11 protein-coding genes are annotated in these 13,612 nt (G+C 37.8%); 5 read left to right on the top strand and 6 right to left on the bottom strand.

The features are described from left to right. Positions 1-82: 82 nt before the first annotated feature. Complete coding sequence (locus ABJE44_RS05880) at positions 83-1,690, top strand: glycerol-3-phosphate dehydrogenase/oxidase (protein ID WP_348113212.1); 1,608 nt, start codon at positions 83-85, stop codon at positions 1,688-1,690. Between the two features lie 105 nt (positions 1,691-1,795). On the opposite strand, the gene ABJE44_RS05885 is transcribed toward ABJE44_RS05880, so the two are convergent. Then, the gene (locus ABJE44_RS05885) at positions 1,796-3,142 is read right to left on the bottom strand and encodes a sugar MFS transporter (RefSeq protein WP_348113211.1); all 1,347 of its coding nucleotides are present in this window, start codon (positions 3,140-3,142) and stop codon (positions 1,796-1,798) included. Between the two features lie 292 nt (positions 3,143-3,434). On the opposite strand from ABJE44_RS05885, the gene ABJE44_RS05890 reads away from it, so the two are divergent. The 3 genes from ABJE44_RS05890 (at position 3,435) to ABJE44_RS05900 (ending at position 7,047) form a co-directional block, all read left to right on the top strand. Further along, on the top strand, positions 3,435-3,803 hold the full coding sequence (locus tag ABJE44_RS05890) for a hypothetical protein (protein ID WP_348113210.1): 369 nt from the start codon (positions 3,435-3,437) through the stop codon (positions 3,801-3,803). A 232-nt stretch (positions 3,804-4,035) separates the two neighbouring features. After that, positions 4,036-4,800 (top strand): SapC family protein, encoded by a 765-nt coding sequence (locus tag ABJE44_RS05895; RefSeq protein WP_348113209.1) that lies wholly within the window; start codon positions 4,036-4,038, stop codon positions 4,798-4,800. A 300-nt stretch (positions 4,801-5,100) separates the two neighbouring features. Continuing rightward, positions 5,101-7,047, top strand: coding sequence for a diguanylate cyclase (locus tag ABJE44_RS05900; RefSeq protein WP_348113208.1), 1,947 nt, complete (start codon positions 5,101-5,103; stop codon positions 7,045-7,047). Between the two features lie 12 nt (positions 7,048-7,059). On the opposite strand, the gene ABJE44_RS05905 is transcribed toward ABJE44_RS05900, so the two are convergent. Continuing rightward, on the bottom strand, positions 7,060-9,156 hold the full coding sequence (locus ABJE44_RS05905) for an integral membrane-like protein (RefSeq protein WP_348113207.1): 2,097 nt from the start codon (positions 9,154-9,156) through the stop codon (positions 7,060-7,062). Between the two features lie 133 nt (positions 9,157-9,289). Between ABJE44_RS05905 and ABJE44_RS05910 the strand changes: the two genes are divergently transcribed. Continuing rightward, entirely contained in the window at positions 9,290-11,302 is a 2,013-nt protein-coding gene (locus tag ABJE44_RS05910) for a winged helix-turn-helix domain-containing protein (protein ID WP_348113206.1), read from the top strand. 27 nt (positions 11,303-11,329) lie between these two features. Here ABJE44_RS05910 and ABJE44_RS05915 read toward each other — a convergent pair whose 3' ends face one another. From ABJE44_RS05915 to ABJE44_RS05930, 4 genes are read right to left on the bottom strand one after another with little or no spacing between them, the layout of a single operon-like run. Further along, entirely contained in the window at positions 11,330-11,797 is a 468-nt protein-coding gene (locus tag ABJE44_RS05915; protein WP_348120684.1) for an HD domain-containing phosphohydrolase, read from the bottom strand. A gap of 33 nt (positions 11,798-11,830) precedes the next feature. Next, positions 11,831-12,268 (bottom strand): hypothetical protein, encoded by a 438-nt coding sequence (locus ABJE44_RS05920; protein WP_348113203.1) that lies wholly within the window; start codon positions 12,266-12,268, stop codon positions 11,831-11,833. Beyond that, entirely contained in the window at positions 12,259-12,474 is a 216-nt protein-coding gene (locus ABJE44_RS05925) for a response regulator (RefSeq protein ID WP_348113202.1), read from the bottom strand. Before ABJE44_RS05925 ends, ABJE44_RS05920 begins: the two co-directional genes overlap by 10 nt. Positions 12,475-12,476: 2 nt before the next feature. Then, positions 12,477-13,595, bottom strand: a complete 1,119-nt coding sequence (locus tag ABJE44_RS05930) for an HDOD domain-containing protein (protein WP_348113201.1) — start codon at positions 13,593-13,595, stop codon at positions 12,477-12,479. Positions 13,596-13,612 lie beyond the last annotated feature (17 nt).

Consider the following 13,612-nt stretch of genomic DNA (forward strand, 5'->3'; position numbering starts at 1 on the left):
ATTTGATTGTGTTCTTGTTTTGATTTTGCTTTTATAGGCGCACAAGATTCGACATTTGTTGATTAACAAGCATGGGTTTTAAGTGACCAATTTAAGAAAAAGTAACCTCAAGAAACTTCCTGTTAAAATATTTGATGTTTTAGTGATTGGGGGCGGTATAAATGGCGCGGTTTCTGCCGCTGCTTTATCTGCAAAAGGTGTGAAGGTGGCATTAGTGGATAAAGAAGATTTTGCGGGTTTTACCAGTTCTAACTCGTCGAATTTAGCTTGGGGCGGTATCAAATACTTAGAAAGCCATGAGTATGCATTGGTCAATAAGCTGTGTAAAAGCCGTAATCATTTGATGGAGAGCTATCCGTCAACGGTGAAAGAAATCCGTTTTTTCACTAGTATTCATAAAGGTTTTCGTTTTCCCGCATTTTTTATCTACATGGGCACACTTTTATATTGGGCAATGGGTCGCTTTTTTACGAAAGTTCCAGTTTACTTAAAGCCCAAGAAACTGAAAGCATTAGAGCCTGTGTTGAATACTCAGAATGTGGTGGGTGGTTTTGAGTATTCTGACGCTTACTTACATGACAATGACGCTAGGTTTGTTTTTAACTTTATTCGATCAAGCATGAGTTACGGTTGCATCGCCGCCAATTACGTTGCCGTAACGAGCTATAAAAGAGTTAATGATGAGTGGCACACTCAGGCTAAAGATAGCTTGACCGGTGAGGCGTTCATTATTCGCTCTAAGGTTATCATCAATGCCGCAGGGCCTTTTGTTGACTTGCTTAACCACGTAAATCATCAGCAAACTGAACACCAACATTTGTTCTCAAAAGGCATTCACCTGATTGTTGATAAGATCACTGATAGTCATAAAGTACTGACATTTTTTGCTGATGATGGGCGTTTATTTTTTGTAATACCAATGGGACCTAAAACCTGTATTGGTACCACTGACACTCAAGTGGAAGACCCAAACGCAAAAGTCACGGCTCACGACAGGCAATTTGTTTTAGATAACGTAAATAAGCTTTTAGATTTACCCAAACCATTGACTCAGACCGATATTATCGCAGAGCGCTGTGGAGTGCGCCCCTTGGCTGTTAAGGGAGCTGAAGGTACTGCCGACTGGGTACAATTGTCTCGTAAGCATGCCATTGATGTTAATCAGGCTGATGGCTATCTTTCTATCTTTGGAGGCAAACTCACTGACTGTATTAATGTGGGCGATGAAGTAGCAAGCATAGTAAAAGATTTAGGTATCGAGTTCCCCTACCGGCATTACAAGTGGTACGGTGAGCCTGACAGTACAGTTCGAGATGAGTTCTTTCATAGGGCTCAGTTAATGGATTTTGACTCTCTTACCCCTGCCTCCTCAACTGAGCCGTTAACCACAAGGTTTTGGCGTCGTTACGGCCGTAATGCTATTAATATGTTAGAGAAAATTCGCGAAAACCCTGCAGAAGCCGAATTATTGATTGAAAACTCTGAGTATCTTAGAGTTGAAATTGAACATGCTGCAGAGAGAGAAATGGTGACCAAATTAGAAGACTTCTTACGCCGACGCTCTAAAATTTCGTTAGTGGTTCGTCAGGCTGATATTCTTGCTGACCCTGGGTTACGAGAAGCATGTGAAATATTATTTGGTCATGAAGCTGAGGCTAAGCTACATGAATATGTGCAGTCCGTTACTTAGTATTAGCGAGCTGTCATTCATATATTGAGAAGGGTGAAGCGGTAAAAGTAAATCACCTGTTTAGGTTTTTGAGCGCTAAACAGGTGATTTATTCAGCACATTTAATTAGGCCGCAACAGCTACCTTACGTTTGGTCGCGCCAAAGAATGCAATATAGCAGTAGCATAAGACTAAACATAAAAATGCAATACTTAGCCCACTACCAGTAGATAAACCGTTTGCATCTGTTCCAAAAGTATCTGCAATTGTGCCAGTTATCTTAGGAATGAATGCCCCACCTACAATTGCCATAACCAATAATCCTGAGGCTTGCGCTTTTAAGTTATCTAGCCCATCTAATGCTAAGCTGAAGATAGTAGGGAACATGATAGAGTTAAATAAACCCACAGCTAAAATTGCAAACATGGCGGTAATGCCGCTAGCGGTAACAGAAATAACAATCATGGTGCTTGCCAATAAGCCAAAGATCATTAGTAGCTTACCACTACTGATAAAGCGCATTAAAAACGCTCCAACAAAACGCCCAACCATAGCTCCACCCCAGTATAAGGTGACAAATGAGCCTAATACGGCATTAGCATCAACGTCTGTGATGTCTTTTCCAATCAACAAAAATGAAGACAAATTGCTTAAAAATGGACTGTTTTTAATCGTGTCGATTACTTGTAACTCTTGGAAGTAGTTAACCAAGAAACTCCCGATAGACACTTCAGCACCTACGTACATAAAAATAGCGAGTACGCCTAATAGAAACTTTTTATGTTTAAATAATTGAGCGTAGCCACCTTTAGGCGCTTGTTGGATCAGTGATGGTAAGCTTTTAAAGCCAAAAATAGCTGCTAGAGCAAATAGAACAAGGGCGATAATGACAAAGGGTTGCTGTACTGACAATGCTTCACTTGCATAATACTCAACCTTAGCGGCTTCACTTAATTGGTTAATACTATTGGCATCTAACACTGTATCACTTAGCAAGAACACAGCGCCGGCGATAGGCGCAAGTAGCGTCCCAAAGCTGTTAAAAGCTTGGGATAAATTTAATCTGCTAGAGGCCGACTCTTCATCACCCAGTAAGGTAACATAAGGGTTAGCAGCCACTTGTAATAGGGTAATGCCCGCGGCTAAGATGAAAAAAGCGGTGATGAATATCCAAAACTCTCTGATGCTTGCGGCAGGATAAAACAGTAAACATGCCAGGCCCATAACTGATAAACCCACCACTATACCTTTTTGGTATCCAATTTTTTCTAACAAAAAACTAGAAGGGATAGCAAAACAAAAGAAGGCACCAAAAAACGCGAATTGCACCATGATTGATTGACCATAAGTCAGCTCAAATACGTCTTTTAGCCTAGGTACCAAGGCATCGACTAATACTGTTATAAAACCCCACATAAAGAAGAGTATGGTTAAAAATGCAAAGGCAGATTTATAATTATTTTTTGAACCCATCTAATCGTTTCCTGATTTTTGTTTGGTTATAAAGCCAGCACTCTATTATGTTGATTGGCTTTGATTTTTATTAACGTGGAAGATACGTTACTCGCACCTATTAATACAAGCAATTGATGCAGATTAACAAAATGCTAACATCTAGACGTCTAGTGACCAAGTAGAAGACGTTGAGCGGTACTCGAAAACAGGATGAAAGGTTCATTTAGTGTTAGTTTGCATAAGAAAACACTTCGAGGTAACGTATTAAGTACTGTTTCAGTTATTACAGACTTTTTAATGAGGGGCAGTTATGAATTCTAAAGCCTTGTTAATGCTATGTGTCATATTCATGGTTTCATGTAGTGATGACCTTGCAAGCGACTCTGCAGTTAAATTGGTTACTATATATATTAACACTGCTGAAACCCAATGTAATGATGATGGCTTAAGTTTAGAAGAGACCTCTTCTTATTTAACTGATGCTAATATCGAATTCACTGAGCCCCAGTGTGGTTATATTACAGGTGCGAACTACCCTGCAGTATGTGGTGGAGTCACTAGTAATATTTATATTTTTACTATTCAGGAACCAGATTTGCTGGAGTCTGAAAACTTAGGGTTTGCTGGTTTGTCTAGTTTAGACTCACCTCTTGGTTATGAAACTGTAAATTGCTCATGATCATAAATAGGTTATTTATGGGTATCAACTGAGGCTAAATCTTAAGTTGAAGGCTGGCGGGGTGCTTTTTTTACATTAGCTGATTACCTGGCCTTTCTATTTTCAAATAAAAATTGTTGGTATCTGTTTTTTACTTGTAAACGAGATAATCATCCCCAGATCGATTTGAGCAAAACTAGCTAAAGCGATAAATTTTATCGTTTTATCAAAAAAATAATTAGAGAATTTTCCAATGACAATGAGTTACATCCCGCTAGATAAAAATAAACATAAAGATCTTCACGTTAAATTAAGTAGTGACTTTTCCCATGCAAAAGATTCACATTTAGCAGCCGCATCTATTCGCGAATATGCTCAGTTAGCCAGTTGCATGCCTATCATCTTCATCAAAGATCCTAAAAGCAGTACCACCCACAGTGTTGTAATGTTAGGTATTGAGCAAGGCGTTAACTTGTTTGCAAAAGAAAGTAGATGGGAAGGGCATGTTGTGCCTATGAACATTCAACGTTATCCATTTGATGTTCGTCCTGATGGCGAAAAGTTGGGTGTGTATATTGATGAAAATTCAGATTTAGTTGGTACAGAAGGCGAACCTTTATTTGTCGATGACGCAGCTAGCCCATATCTTGAAAACAGACAAAAATTATTGTCCGAGTTAACCAACAGTGAAATGGCAACGCGTAAGTTTATTGCTAAATTAGAAGAGTTAGGCTTATTTGATCCAATCGTAATTCGTGCTCAGTATGTGAATGGTGAAAAACGTAACATCAATGGTATGCAAACTATCAGTGAAAAGCGTCTTCAAGAATTAGATTCAGAGCAAATACTTGAGTTACACAAAAGTGGTTTCCTAGGGGCAATCTACGCCGTATTAATGTCATTGGGTCAGCTTAACCGCTTAGTACAATTGACGGCTGATAGTGACAATCCAGTGCACTCATTGCAGCTTTCTTTAGACAAACCTGAAGAAGCCACTGCAGCAGATACAGCTAAATAACCTTAGTTAATAAGCATAATTTTAAAACCCGTTACAGCTAGCTTGTAACGGGTTTTTTATTGTCCAAAAAAATAGTGATTACCTAATAAGCTATCTTGATGTACTTATTTTCAGGTATTATTACAGCTAAATAATGTCAGTTATGGTTAAGTTATGCCTGCGTTTCTAACGTACTGAACAGTTGAAAATAATAATTAATCCTCTGAATTGGATAATAAAGCTTAATTTCTTTGAAATTTTTTATCCTGAACTAAGGTTATACAGAAACTCAAATCATTGAGTCGAGCGTTAAGGTATAAGATGTTAAAAAGTCCCGTGGTTTTAAGCTGCATTGTATTGTTATGTCTGTGCAATCACACCTTTGCGAATGAAAAGGATCGGGTAAAATTACAGCTTAAATGGAATACTCAGTTTCAATTTGCTGGTTATTATGCTGCCTTAGAAAAAGGCTTTTACGCGGAGCAAAATATTGACCTTACTATACTTCAACCTAATTTTATTAAATCCACGGCAGATTCAGTTCTTGATGGTGAAGCAGAATTTGGGGTGGCGGATTCTAGTTTAGTATTAAGTCGTTTAAATAATAAAAAGGTAGTGGTTTTAGCCGCTATATTTCAACATTCGCCTGCAATGTTATTAACTAAAAAAGCCGACAATATTTTTGGTCCATTTGAACTAGCAGGTAAAAATGTAGCACGTAGACCTGTTGAAAGTGATGCTGCGGTAACCGCAATGTTAGAAGTTGAACATGTCAATCTTTCTAATATAAATGAAGTCTATTATACCAGAGATGATTTAGGGTTATTGTCTGACAACGTAGACGCTATGACAGTATATTCAACAGACCAACCGTTTTTGTACCATGAGTTAGGTATAGCTACCCATCTAATTAACCCCTTAAATTATGGTATCGATTTTTACGGCGATATGCTTTTCACCAGTGAAACCTTACTAAGAGAAAACCCAGATGTGGCTATGCGTTTTAAAGCTGCTTCTATTAAAGGGTGGCGCTATGCTTTTGATCACACTGAAGAGGTTATTGATTGGTTGAAAAACAAATACGGTGCAGCTAAGTCGATTGAGCATCTTAGGTTTGAAGCCAAGGCCACAAAAGAAATGGTATTGCCTGACCTAGTTGAAATTGGGTCATTTAATCCAGATAGGTTTGAACGCATTGCTAACATATATATCGGTCAAAATTCTGAACTTGAAGGACGGGAGCTTACTGGAATTGATTATCGGTTCCACACTAACAGTGTCATTTCTGCTCTTTGGGTTAAATGGATTATTATTATCGCAGCTGTTTTAGCGGCCTTGTTAGTTCTTTTTATATTTTTAAGCAAAAGGTTGCGGACGTTAGTGAATGAGCGTACCAAGGCGTTACAACGTACCAAGCTAGATTTGCAACACTATGTAGACATAGTAAATAAAAATATCATTATATCGACTGTCAATATTGATAATTACATTATCGATGTTTCTCAGGCTTTTTTAGACATTTCGAAATACTCACGTGATGAATTAATTGGACAACATCATAGTATTATTCGTCACCCAGATATGGCCGCTACCATATATGAAAAAATGTGGGAAACGATTCACAGCGGAATAAGTTGGAAAGGGGAGCTTAAATGTTTAGCCAAAGATGGAAGTGCATTTTGGGTAGATGTGGTGATGGAGCCCGATCATGATGAGCATGGAAATGTGATTGGGTGTACTTCTATCCGCCATGATATTTCTGATAAAAAGCGTATTGAAAAACTATCGGAAACCGATCACCTAACCGGGTTATTTAATCGAGCCAAAATAGACACCTTCTTTAATTTAGAAATGCAAAAATTTCATCGATATAAACAACATGTCTCTGTGGTGATGTGTGATGTCGATAATTTTAAAACGGTAAATGATATGTACGGGCATCAACTGGGTGATAATGTCTTAATCGAAGTGGCAAGAGTTCTCTCTAGTAACATCAGAGAAGTGGATATAGTCGGCCGCTGGGGCGGTGAGGAGTTTATGATTATTTGTCCGTCTCAAGATATTGAAGGTGCCATGGCTTTAGCTGAAAAGCTACGAATGTGTATTGCAGCGTCAGAATTTCCAGAATTAGGCAAAGTCACTGCTAGTTTTGGTGTAACAACCTCTAAAATTGACGAGGATGAGACCCGAGAATCGATTGTAAAGCGCGCCGACGAGGCTTTGTATATAGCTAAACAATTAGGGCGAGACCGAGTCATTCATTGCTAGTTGGGTATTTAATTAGAACTTCATTATTGGTAGTAAACTATTGAAGTCATCAGTCCAAATTAACGGATTTGAAGTATGATCTTTTAGTGTTTTTTCGATCAAGTTTGTCCTAGCTGATGCTTTAAAAGATTTATCATTGGTTATCACTACCCACTCGCTTCCATAGTCATACTTGCTTACTTTAGAGGTATTAAAGTAACTGGCTGTCTTATTGTCATTTTCAGCTAAGGCAAATAATAATGGTACTAAATCGACATGGTTATTGGATGTGTGTATGACTAGCAAACCTTTATCTTTTAAGTGTTTCCAATATATTTCATAGGCTTCTAACGTTAACAGATGACTCGGTATTGCACCACTTGTAAAAGCGTCAATGATTAATACGTCTAGTAGATTTTTAGATTGTTTGGCTTTTGGTCTTATTAGCGCTTTTGTCAAAGACACACGGCCATCACCCATAACTATTTGGGTGTCAGCTTGTGTATTTTTGAGGTAATCAAATTGAGATTCGGCTAAATATTTAACCGCAGGATTTAGTTCATAAAAGGTGAGGTGGTCAGAAGGGCGGCCAAACCCTGCAAGTACACCTGCACCTAAACCAATCACCGCCATATTTATTGATGTTCGCTGTTGAACATGCTTGAGCGCTAGGTTGATACCTGTATTTGGCCCATAATAAATTTTTGTAGAGTCTATAGCGGTGTTAAACAATTGCTCTCCATGAACAGTTGTGCCATCGACTAGCCTGCGGGATATACCGTGTTCAGTTTCTACTTCTTTGACACTTAAGTAGCCGTAAAAATTACGGATATTAGCAATGTCATAACGAGTATAAACATGACTAAGGGCATAGTAGGATGCGGGTAAAATCAATAAACCTAGACACCAAGCCATGCCTTTTGCATTTAGCGTCTTAGTCGATTGAGGGAAATAAATCACACCTAAAATCAAAAAAATGCCAAATATAGCAATAGGAAACTCTGTTAATTGCTTAAATAGCTGTGGAGCAATGATGCTAACAAATACCCCACCTAACATGCCCCCTAGTGCCACGTATAAATAAAACCTGGGTAAATCATGTGAAGATGGCGCTATTTTTCGTAATTCGCCATGACAAATGACAGCTACAACTAGCAGAATAAAATTGTACATGGCTATTTGGGAAAGGCTGTTAAAGTGACTACCAAAAAAGAACATTAACAAGCTAGCTAAGACACAAAATGGAAAAAATGTCAGCCAGGGACCTTTTTGATATATGTTAAGGTTTGAAAAGCCAATGATATAACTTAATAAATACAGACTTAGCGGCACTATCCATAATAAGGGGCTAGGGCTGATATTCAGCGTGAGTAGTTGAGTTATACTCAATAACAAAACCACGGCAAGCAAGGGTAGTACCATCCACAATACTTTTGATTTTAGAGTTGGTGTGTTGAAATGTTCAGGAGTTAGATTGCTATGTTTATCAGAGCTTGTCTCTGAATTTTTGTAAGTTAAGGGCTTAAATATAGCAAAATGTTGTTGGCGATATAGATTTAATATCAATATTAAATTGAATACAACAAAGCCGAAATAAGTGTATGACCAAATTAACTTTTGCTGAGCTAGGCCAATATAAGGCTCGATTAAAAATGGATAACTTAATAGTGCAATTAATGAGGCTAAATTAGACCAAGCGTAGAAAGGGTAGGCGCCAGTTTCTTGTTGACAGTGTTTTGAATACCAATGTTGCAAAAGTACACCAGTCGAAGACAGTAAATAGAAAGGAACACCAATTTCGAGAAACAATGAGAATAAAATTGAAGCTTCAGGAGATGAAATTTTGGCTAAATATGGGGGTGTTTTTAAGAGGCTAGGAATTAAAGATAATGAAAAAAGTAAAAATAAAGCCTGTAATGTAAGTTGGGATTTTACATTTTTAATGAAACTCATACAAAATGCGTGAGCATACCCGAGTAGTAACATGCTTTGAAAAAACAGCATAGATGTGGTCCAGACAGAGCTGCCACCACCCCAAGTTGGCAGTAAATTTTTTGCAAGAATAGGTTGTATTTGGAATAGTAAAAAAGCACTGGTGATTATGGTAATTAAGAATAAAAAATACCGCATTTATACATCTTTTTGTTAAAATTTAGACTGGATTTAAAATGCAATTCATCTATATCGATTAGCAATGTAGCTTAGCTTGAATTTTTCTTAAGAATTTCTTAGGTATTGATTAATATAGTTTTTTGGAGAACTTGTGACAAAGTTGAAAATTGGTAAGAGTATGGTCGACTTTGAACGGTGCCAAATTATTAATGCCGAAAATGTGACTTCAGTAGAGCCTAAAGTAATGGATGTGTTGGAGTGTTTACAGCAGCATAAAAATCAAGTTATCAGCCAGCAGCGCATATTCGAATCCGTTTGGGGTAATGCCATTTTTAACCCTAGTTCGGTGCAGCGCAGTATTGCGATTCTACGAAAATTATTAGAGCAAAACACCAAATCTCCGCAGTTTATCATTACCCACCCTAAGCGTGGTTATAGTTTAGTATTAGATGACCAAGAGCGTACTAATTTCAGTTTTAGTAAAGCTTATATTTTACCAATTTTATCTAGTGCTTTAATAATGATACTTAGTCTTGGTCTTTGGTGGGCGACTAGCTCTGAATCGCTACCAAAAGTCGATTTTAGCTTACTCAAACCTTTAACTTCTAGCGAGGCGAGTGAAACAAATTTGGTATTATCGCCTGTCACAGATGTGGTGGCGTTTGTCAGAATTGGTCACAACAAACAAAATCAAATTTGGCTTAAAAAACTCTCGACGGGTGAAGAGCGTCAGATCACCCAAACCGCGACTAAGTATTCTAAGCTGGGGTGGTCGAAAGATGGCAGTGCATTGGCGTTTCTAGAGTTGCAGCAGAGCCAAGAACATTTACGTTACTCAACTATCGACTCTTACCAGTTAAGTGCGAGTGCGGCTATCACGTTAGCGAGCTTTAAAGAGTGGCAGGTCAATAGCTCACAGTTTCAATGGAGTGCCATAGGAGACATCTATTTTTCGACTGAGGGTGAAGAGGCCGTGACACAGCTAAAACGTATTTCGGTGAGCACTCAACAAATACAAACTCTTAAGACTTTTAATGGTAATGAACAATTACAGTCTATTGCACTGTCACCGGATGATCGTCAGCTTGCCTTAGTTTTTGATGTTCACCAGAATAAATACCGCATTGATATTCTCACCCTTGAAAGTCTTCACATGAGTGAGTTACATACATTAGAAAACAATGTTCACGACATAAGTTGGCATCCCGATGGACAAGCACTATTGGTTAGTAACAGAGACAAGTTGAAGTTAATAGATATGCAAGGTGAAGTAACCAATATAGATTTTGATAATTTTCACTATATTCGTAATGCCCAGTACACCCATGATGGTAGTGAAATCATGATGGAGTTGGTTAGCATGGATATAGACATAATGTACTCTGACCTGGCGGCTCCAAATGATTACAAGCTATTAGTGGATACCCAATCTTTAGACTTTTTACCTATTTATTCTCCAGATGATTCTAAATTTGCGTTTGAGTCTCATCGCAATGGTTTTAAACAGTTATTTGTCTATGAAAACGGTAAAGAGCGCTTAATCTTTAGCAACCCAGATAACGAAGACTTGTTTGGGGTGGTGTGGTCACCAGATGGCCGGCAAGTTATTACAGCCAGCAAAGATACCTTGTATGTCATCAATGAAGAGCTAGCAAAGTACCAGGAGATAAAACATGAATTTGGTCCCTTCTATTTATGGGAGTCATATCAGAACGAACATGCTTTATTGGTATCGCGTAAAACAGATGGTGGCATAAAGCCCGCAAAATTTAATCTGGATACCCAAGAGCTAACGTTGCTGTTTAACTCCCCAAGTAATTTTGAATGTGTATATATGGGACTAGACCAACAAGGTAAGTTGTATGTATCCGACCACAACAAAATATATGGCACCCAAGACGGGGAAGGGCTAGATGTGTTTTGGCAAAGCGATTCAGGAAGTGTGGAGGGGTTTACTTTATCTGATGATGGGTATTTTTCAGTGAAAATTACCCACTCAGAAGGCTTTGAGCTCATAAAAGTAGACTCTATCAGCCAATTAGAAACGCCTCTTTTAAGCCAGGCATACGGTGATAACATGTTTCTCACTAATGCAAATAAAAATGCAGACAGATTTTTGTTTAGTCGAATTGAAGATATTAAACAATTAGTGCGTTTGAGGTAGTGCGAAATTTAAATTTATCTTGCTTGATTATTCTTCATTTTCAATAATTTGAACTTTTCCTTTGATTGCTTTGTTTTCTAAGCAGTGTTTAATTATGTGCAACAGAGTTTCAGTGACCTTTTGACCTTTTCGAGCCACTAATTGATTGCGTGTGGTTAGTAGATTTGTGTTAATAATCATATTTTCTTTTAACTTTGATAATTCGATTATAACTGTGGGCACTTCTACGACTATATTTAAAGATTCTTTAAATGCAGCTAGTATTTTAGGATCGTAATATTGGCGTTGTTGCTCTAGTAAAGAGTAGGCTTTTTCAGTTGATTGCTCCTGTTTTTCAAAGCGAATAAAGTCTATTACTACTTTTAGCATTCTGGCCCCAAGGGGAATTTGAGTACCTTTTATGTCATCCATAGGTATGCCTTCACCATTGAAACATTTTTCTTGATATAAAATGTTTTCTGCAACTTTTTCCATTCTAGGGATACGTCGCAACAAGTCGGATGCCAAGCAAGGATGTTGTGCAAATAATTATTTTTCTTCTTCAGATATGGCCACGCCAGAGTCTATATTCTTAATGGTTTCTTGAGGGAAGATTACACATCCTAATTGCGACAATTGCACCATGGGTTCGAAAATCCAAGAATTGGGAACTTTGAGTACTTTTGCCAAGCTTTTCATGTGTTCCATCATTATAGTGCCATTATCCATTGCATCAGGGTTAACCAAAGCTAATACTTCACTGAGTACATTGATCACGCCTTTTAAGGTTCTATTTAATAGTACTCGCTCTGCAACTAGTAAGTTATGTTGTGTTACACCTGCTTGGATCGTGACAATCAATGTTTCTTTGTCACAAGGTTTAGTTATAAACCTAAAAACATCACCTTGATTCACGGCATTCACCGCTGTTTCTTGGTCTGAGTTACCTGTTAGCATGATTCGAATCGTATCGGGAGCTACTTCCATGGTTTTTTTAGTAGCTCAAGGCCATTCATTTCGGGCATTTGCATATCAGTTACTATGACAGCGTATTTCTTATTACTAGATAAATGCTCTAGTGCTTCCTGAGCACTTAACGCTAAGTCAAAATTAAATTCATTCCTGAGCGTTCTGCGATATGAATTTAGAATATTTAATTCATCATCAACCATTAATACATTAGCAAGCTTCATCTTTACTGCTCCATCATAGATTTTAGTTTTATCGATATATCTTTGCGATTACTTAGTCTTTCATCCAGCTCTTGATTGCTTTGAAGTGATTTCGCTAAGTGTAAAATAACCTCACAACTCAATTCTTCAGTTACTAATTTTTCAAGGTTGTTCTGTAAGGTGATTGGTCTTATTAAGGAGTAGGGAAAGTGCCAAAGGTGCAATAGATAACTGGTTATTTGGGTGTTATCTACTTGAAATAGGGTCGTTTCTAATACTGTATTGTCAGCACCAATAATTCTTTTGGCTAGATACCCTTCCATGTGTTCAGGACTGATTTCAGGCAGTAGTAACTCACCTAGGTTATGTAGTAGTCCTGCTAACATGGCTTCATCTTTTATTGGTTTGCCTGCAATTTGAGTTGCGATATTAGCCGTATCTAATGCTCGGTTTAGTATTTCTGCAATATAGGTATTGGATGTGTCTCCCATATTTGAATACATTTCAGAAATTGCCACTATATTACAAATAACATCAGTACCTAATCTAATAATCGCGTCTTCAACTTTATTAACATTGGCTCCGGTGACAAAAAATGATGTATTCGCCACTTGCAAAACTTTGGCTGTAAGGGAGGGGGTTTTAGATATTTCAATAGAGATATTTTCCATAGAGATAGACTGCTTATGTAACATAGCTTTTAATTTGATAAACAATTTGGGGATACTAGGTAGTGAATTAATTCCCCCCAATAATGCTTGTATCTTAGAATAAGGTAAGTCTGCTCTAACTTCGTTGATTAGCTCGATTTCGCTTTTGAGTAACTCAAGATTACATGGTTTGTCATACCATTGGTGGGCCACATAGCTGGCTCTAACACTTAGTTCTTCATCCGCATGGCCTGATAATACAATTCTAACTGCTGAAGGGTAAAGCTTACTTACTTGTTCTAATAGCTCTGCTCCATTCATACCGGGCATTTTCATGTCAGTAATAATAAAGTCAGCTTGGAAACTCTCTAATAGTTCTAAGGCTTCTGTACCATCTTTCACATACTTTATATCCCAACCTGACCGATAAAATGCCCGTTTAAAAGCACTTAGAATAGACGTGTCATCATCAACAAACATAATTTTCATCATGAAATCCCTATGTATTA

The sequence above is a fragment of the Paraglaciecola sp. genome, from assembly GCF_039942875.1.
Lineage (GTDB): Bacteria > Pseudomonadota > Gammaproteobacteria > Enterobacterales > Alteromonadaceae > Paraglaciecola.

Excerpts from the sequence above, each read along its gene's own strand:
- ABJE44_RS05885 (WP_348113211.1), bottom strand. The coding sequence starts at position 3,142 with ATGGGTTCAAAAAATAATTATAAATCTGCCTTTGCATTTTTAACCATA.
- ABJE44_RS05890 (WP_348113210.1), top strand. The coding sequence starts at position 3,435 with ATGAATTCTAAAGCCTTGTTAATGCTATGTGTCATATTCATGGTTTCA.
- ABJE44_RS05895 (WP_348113209.1), top strand. The coding sequence starts at position 4,036 with ATGACAATGAGTTACATCCCGCTAGATAAAAATAAACATAAAGATCTT.
- ABJE44_RS05900 (WP_348113208.1), top strand. The coding sequence starts at position 5,101 with ATGTTAAAAAGTCCCGTGGTTTTAAGCTGCATTGTATTGTTATGTCTG.
- ABJE44_RS05905 (WP_348113207.1), bottom strand. The coding sequence starts at position 9,156 with ATGCGGTATTTTTTATTCTTAATTACCATAATCACCAGTGCTTTTTTA.
- ABJE44_RS05920 (WP_348113203.1), bottom strand. The coding sequence starts at position 12,268 with ATGGAAGTAGCTCCCGATACGATTCGAATCATGCTAACAGGTAACTCA.
- ABJE44_RS05925 (WP_348113202.1), bottom strand. The coding sequence starts at position 12,474 with ATGAAGCTTGCTAATGTATTAATGGTTGATGATGAATTAAATATTCTA.
- ABJE44_RS05930 (WP_348113201.1), bottom strand. The coding sequence starts at position 13,595 with ATGATGAAAATTATGTTTGTTGATGATGACACGTCTATTCTAAGTGCT.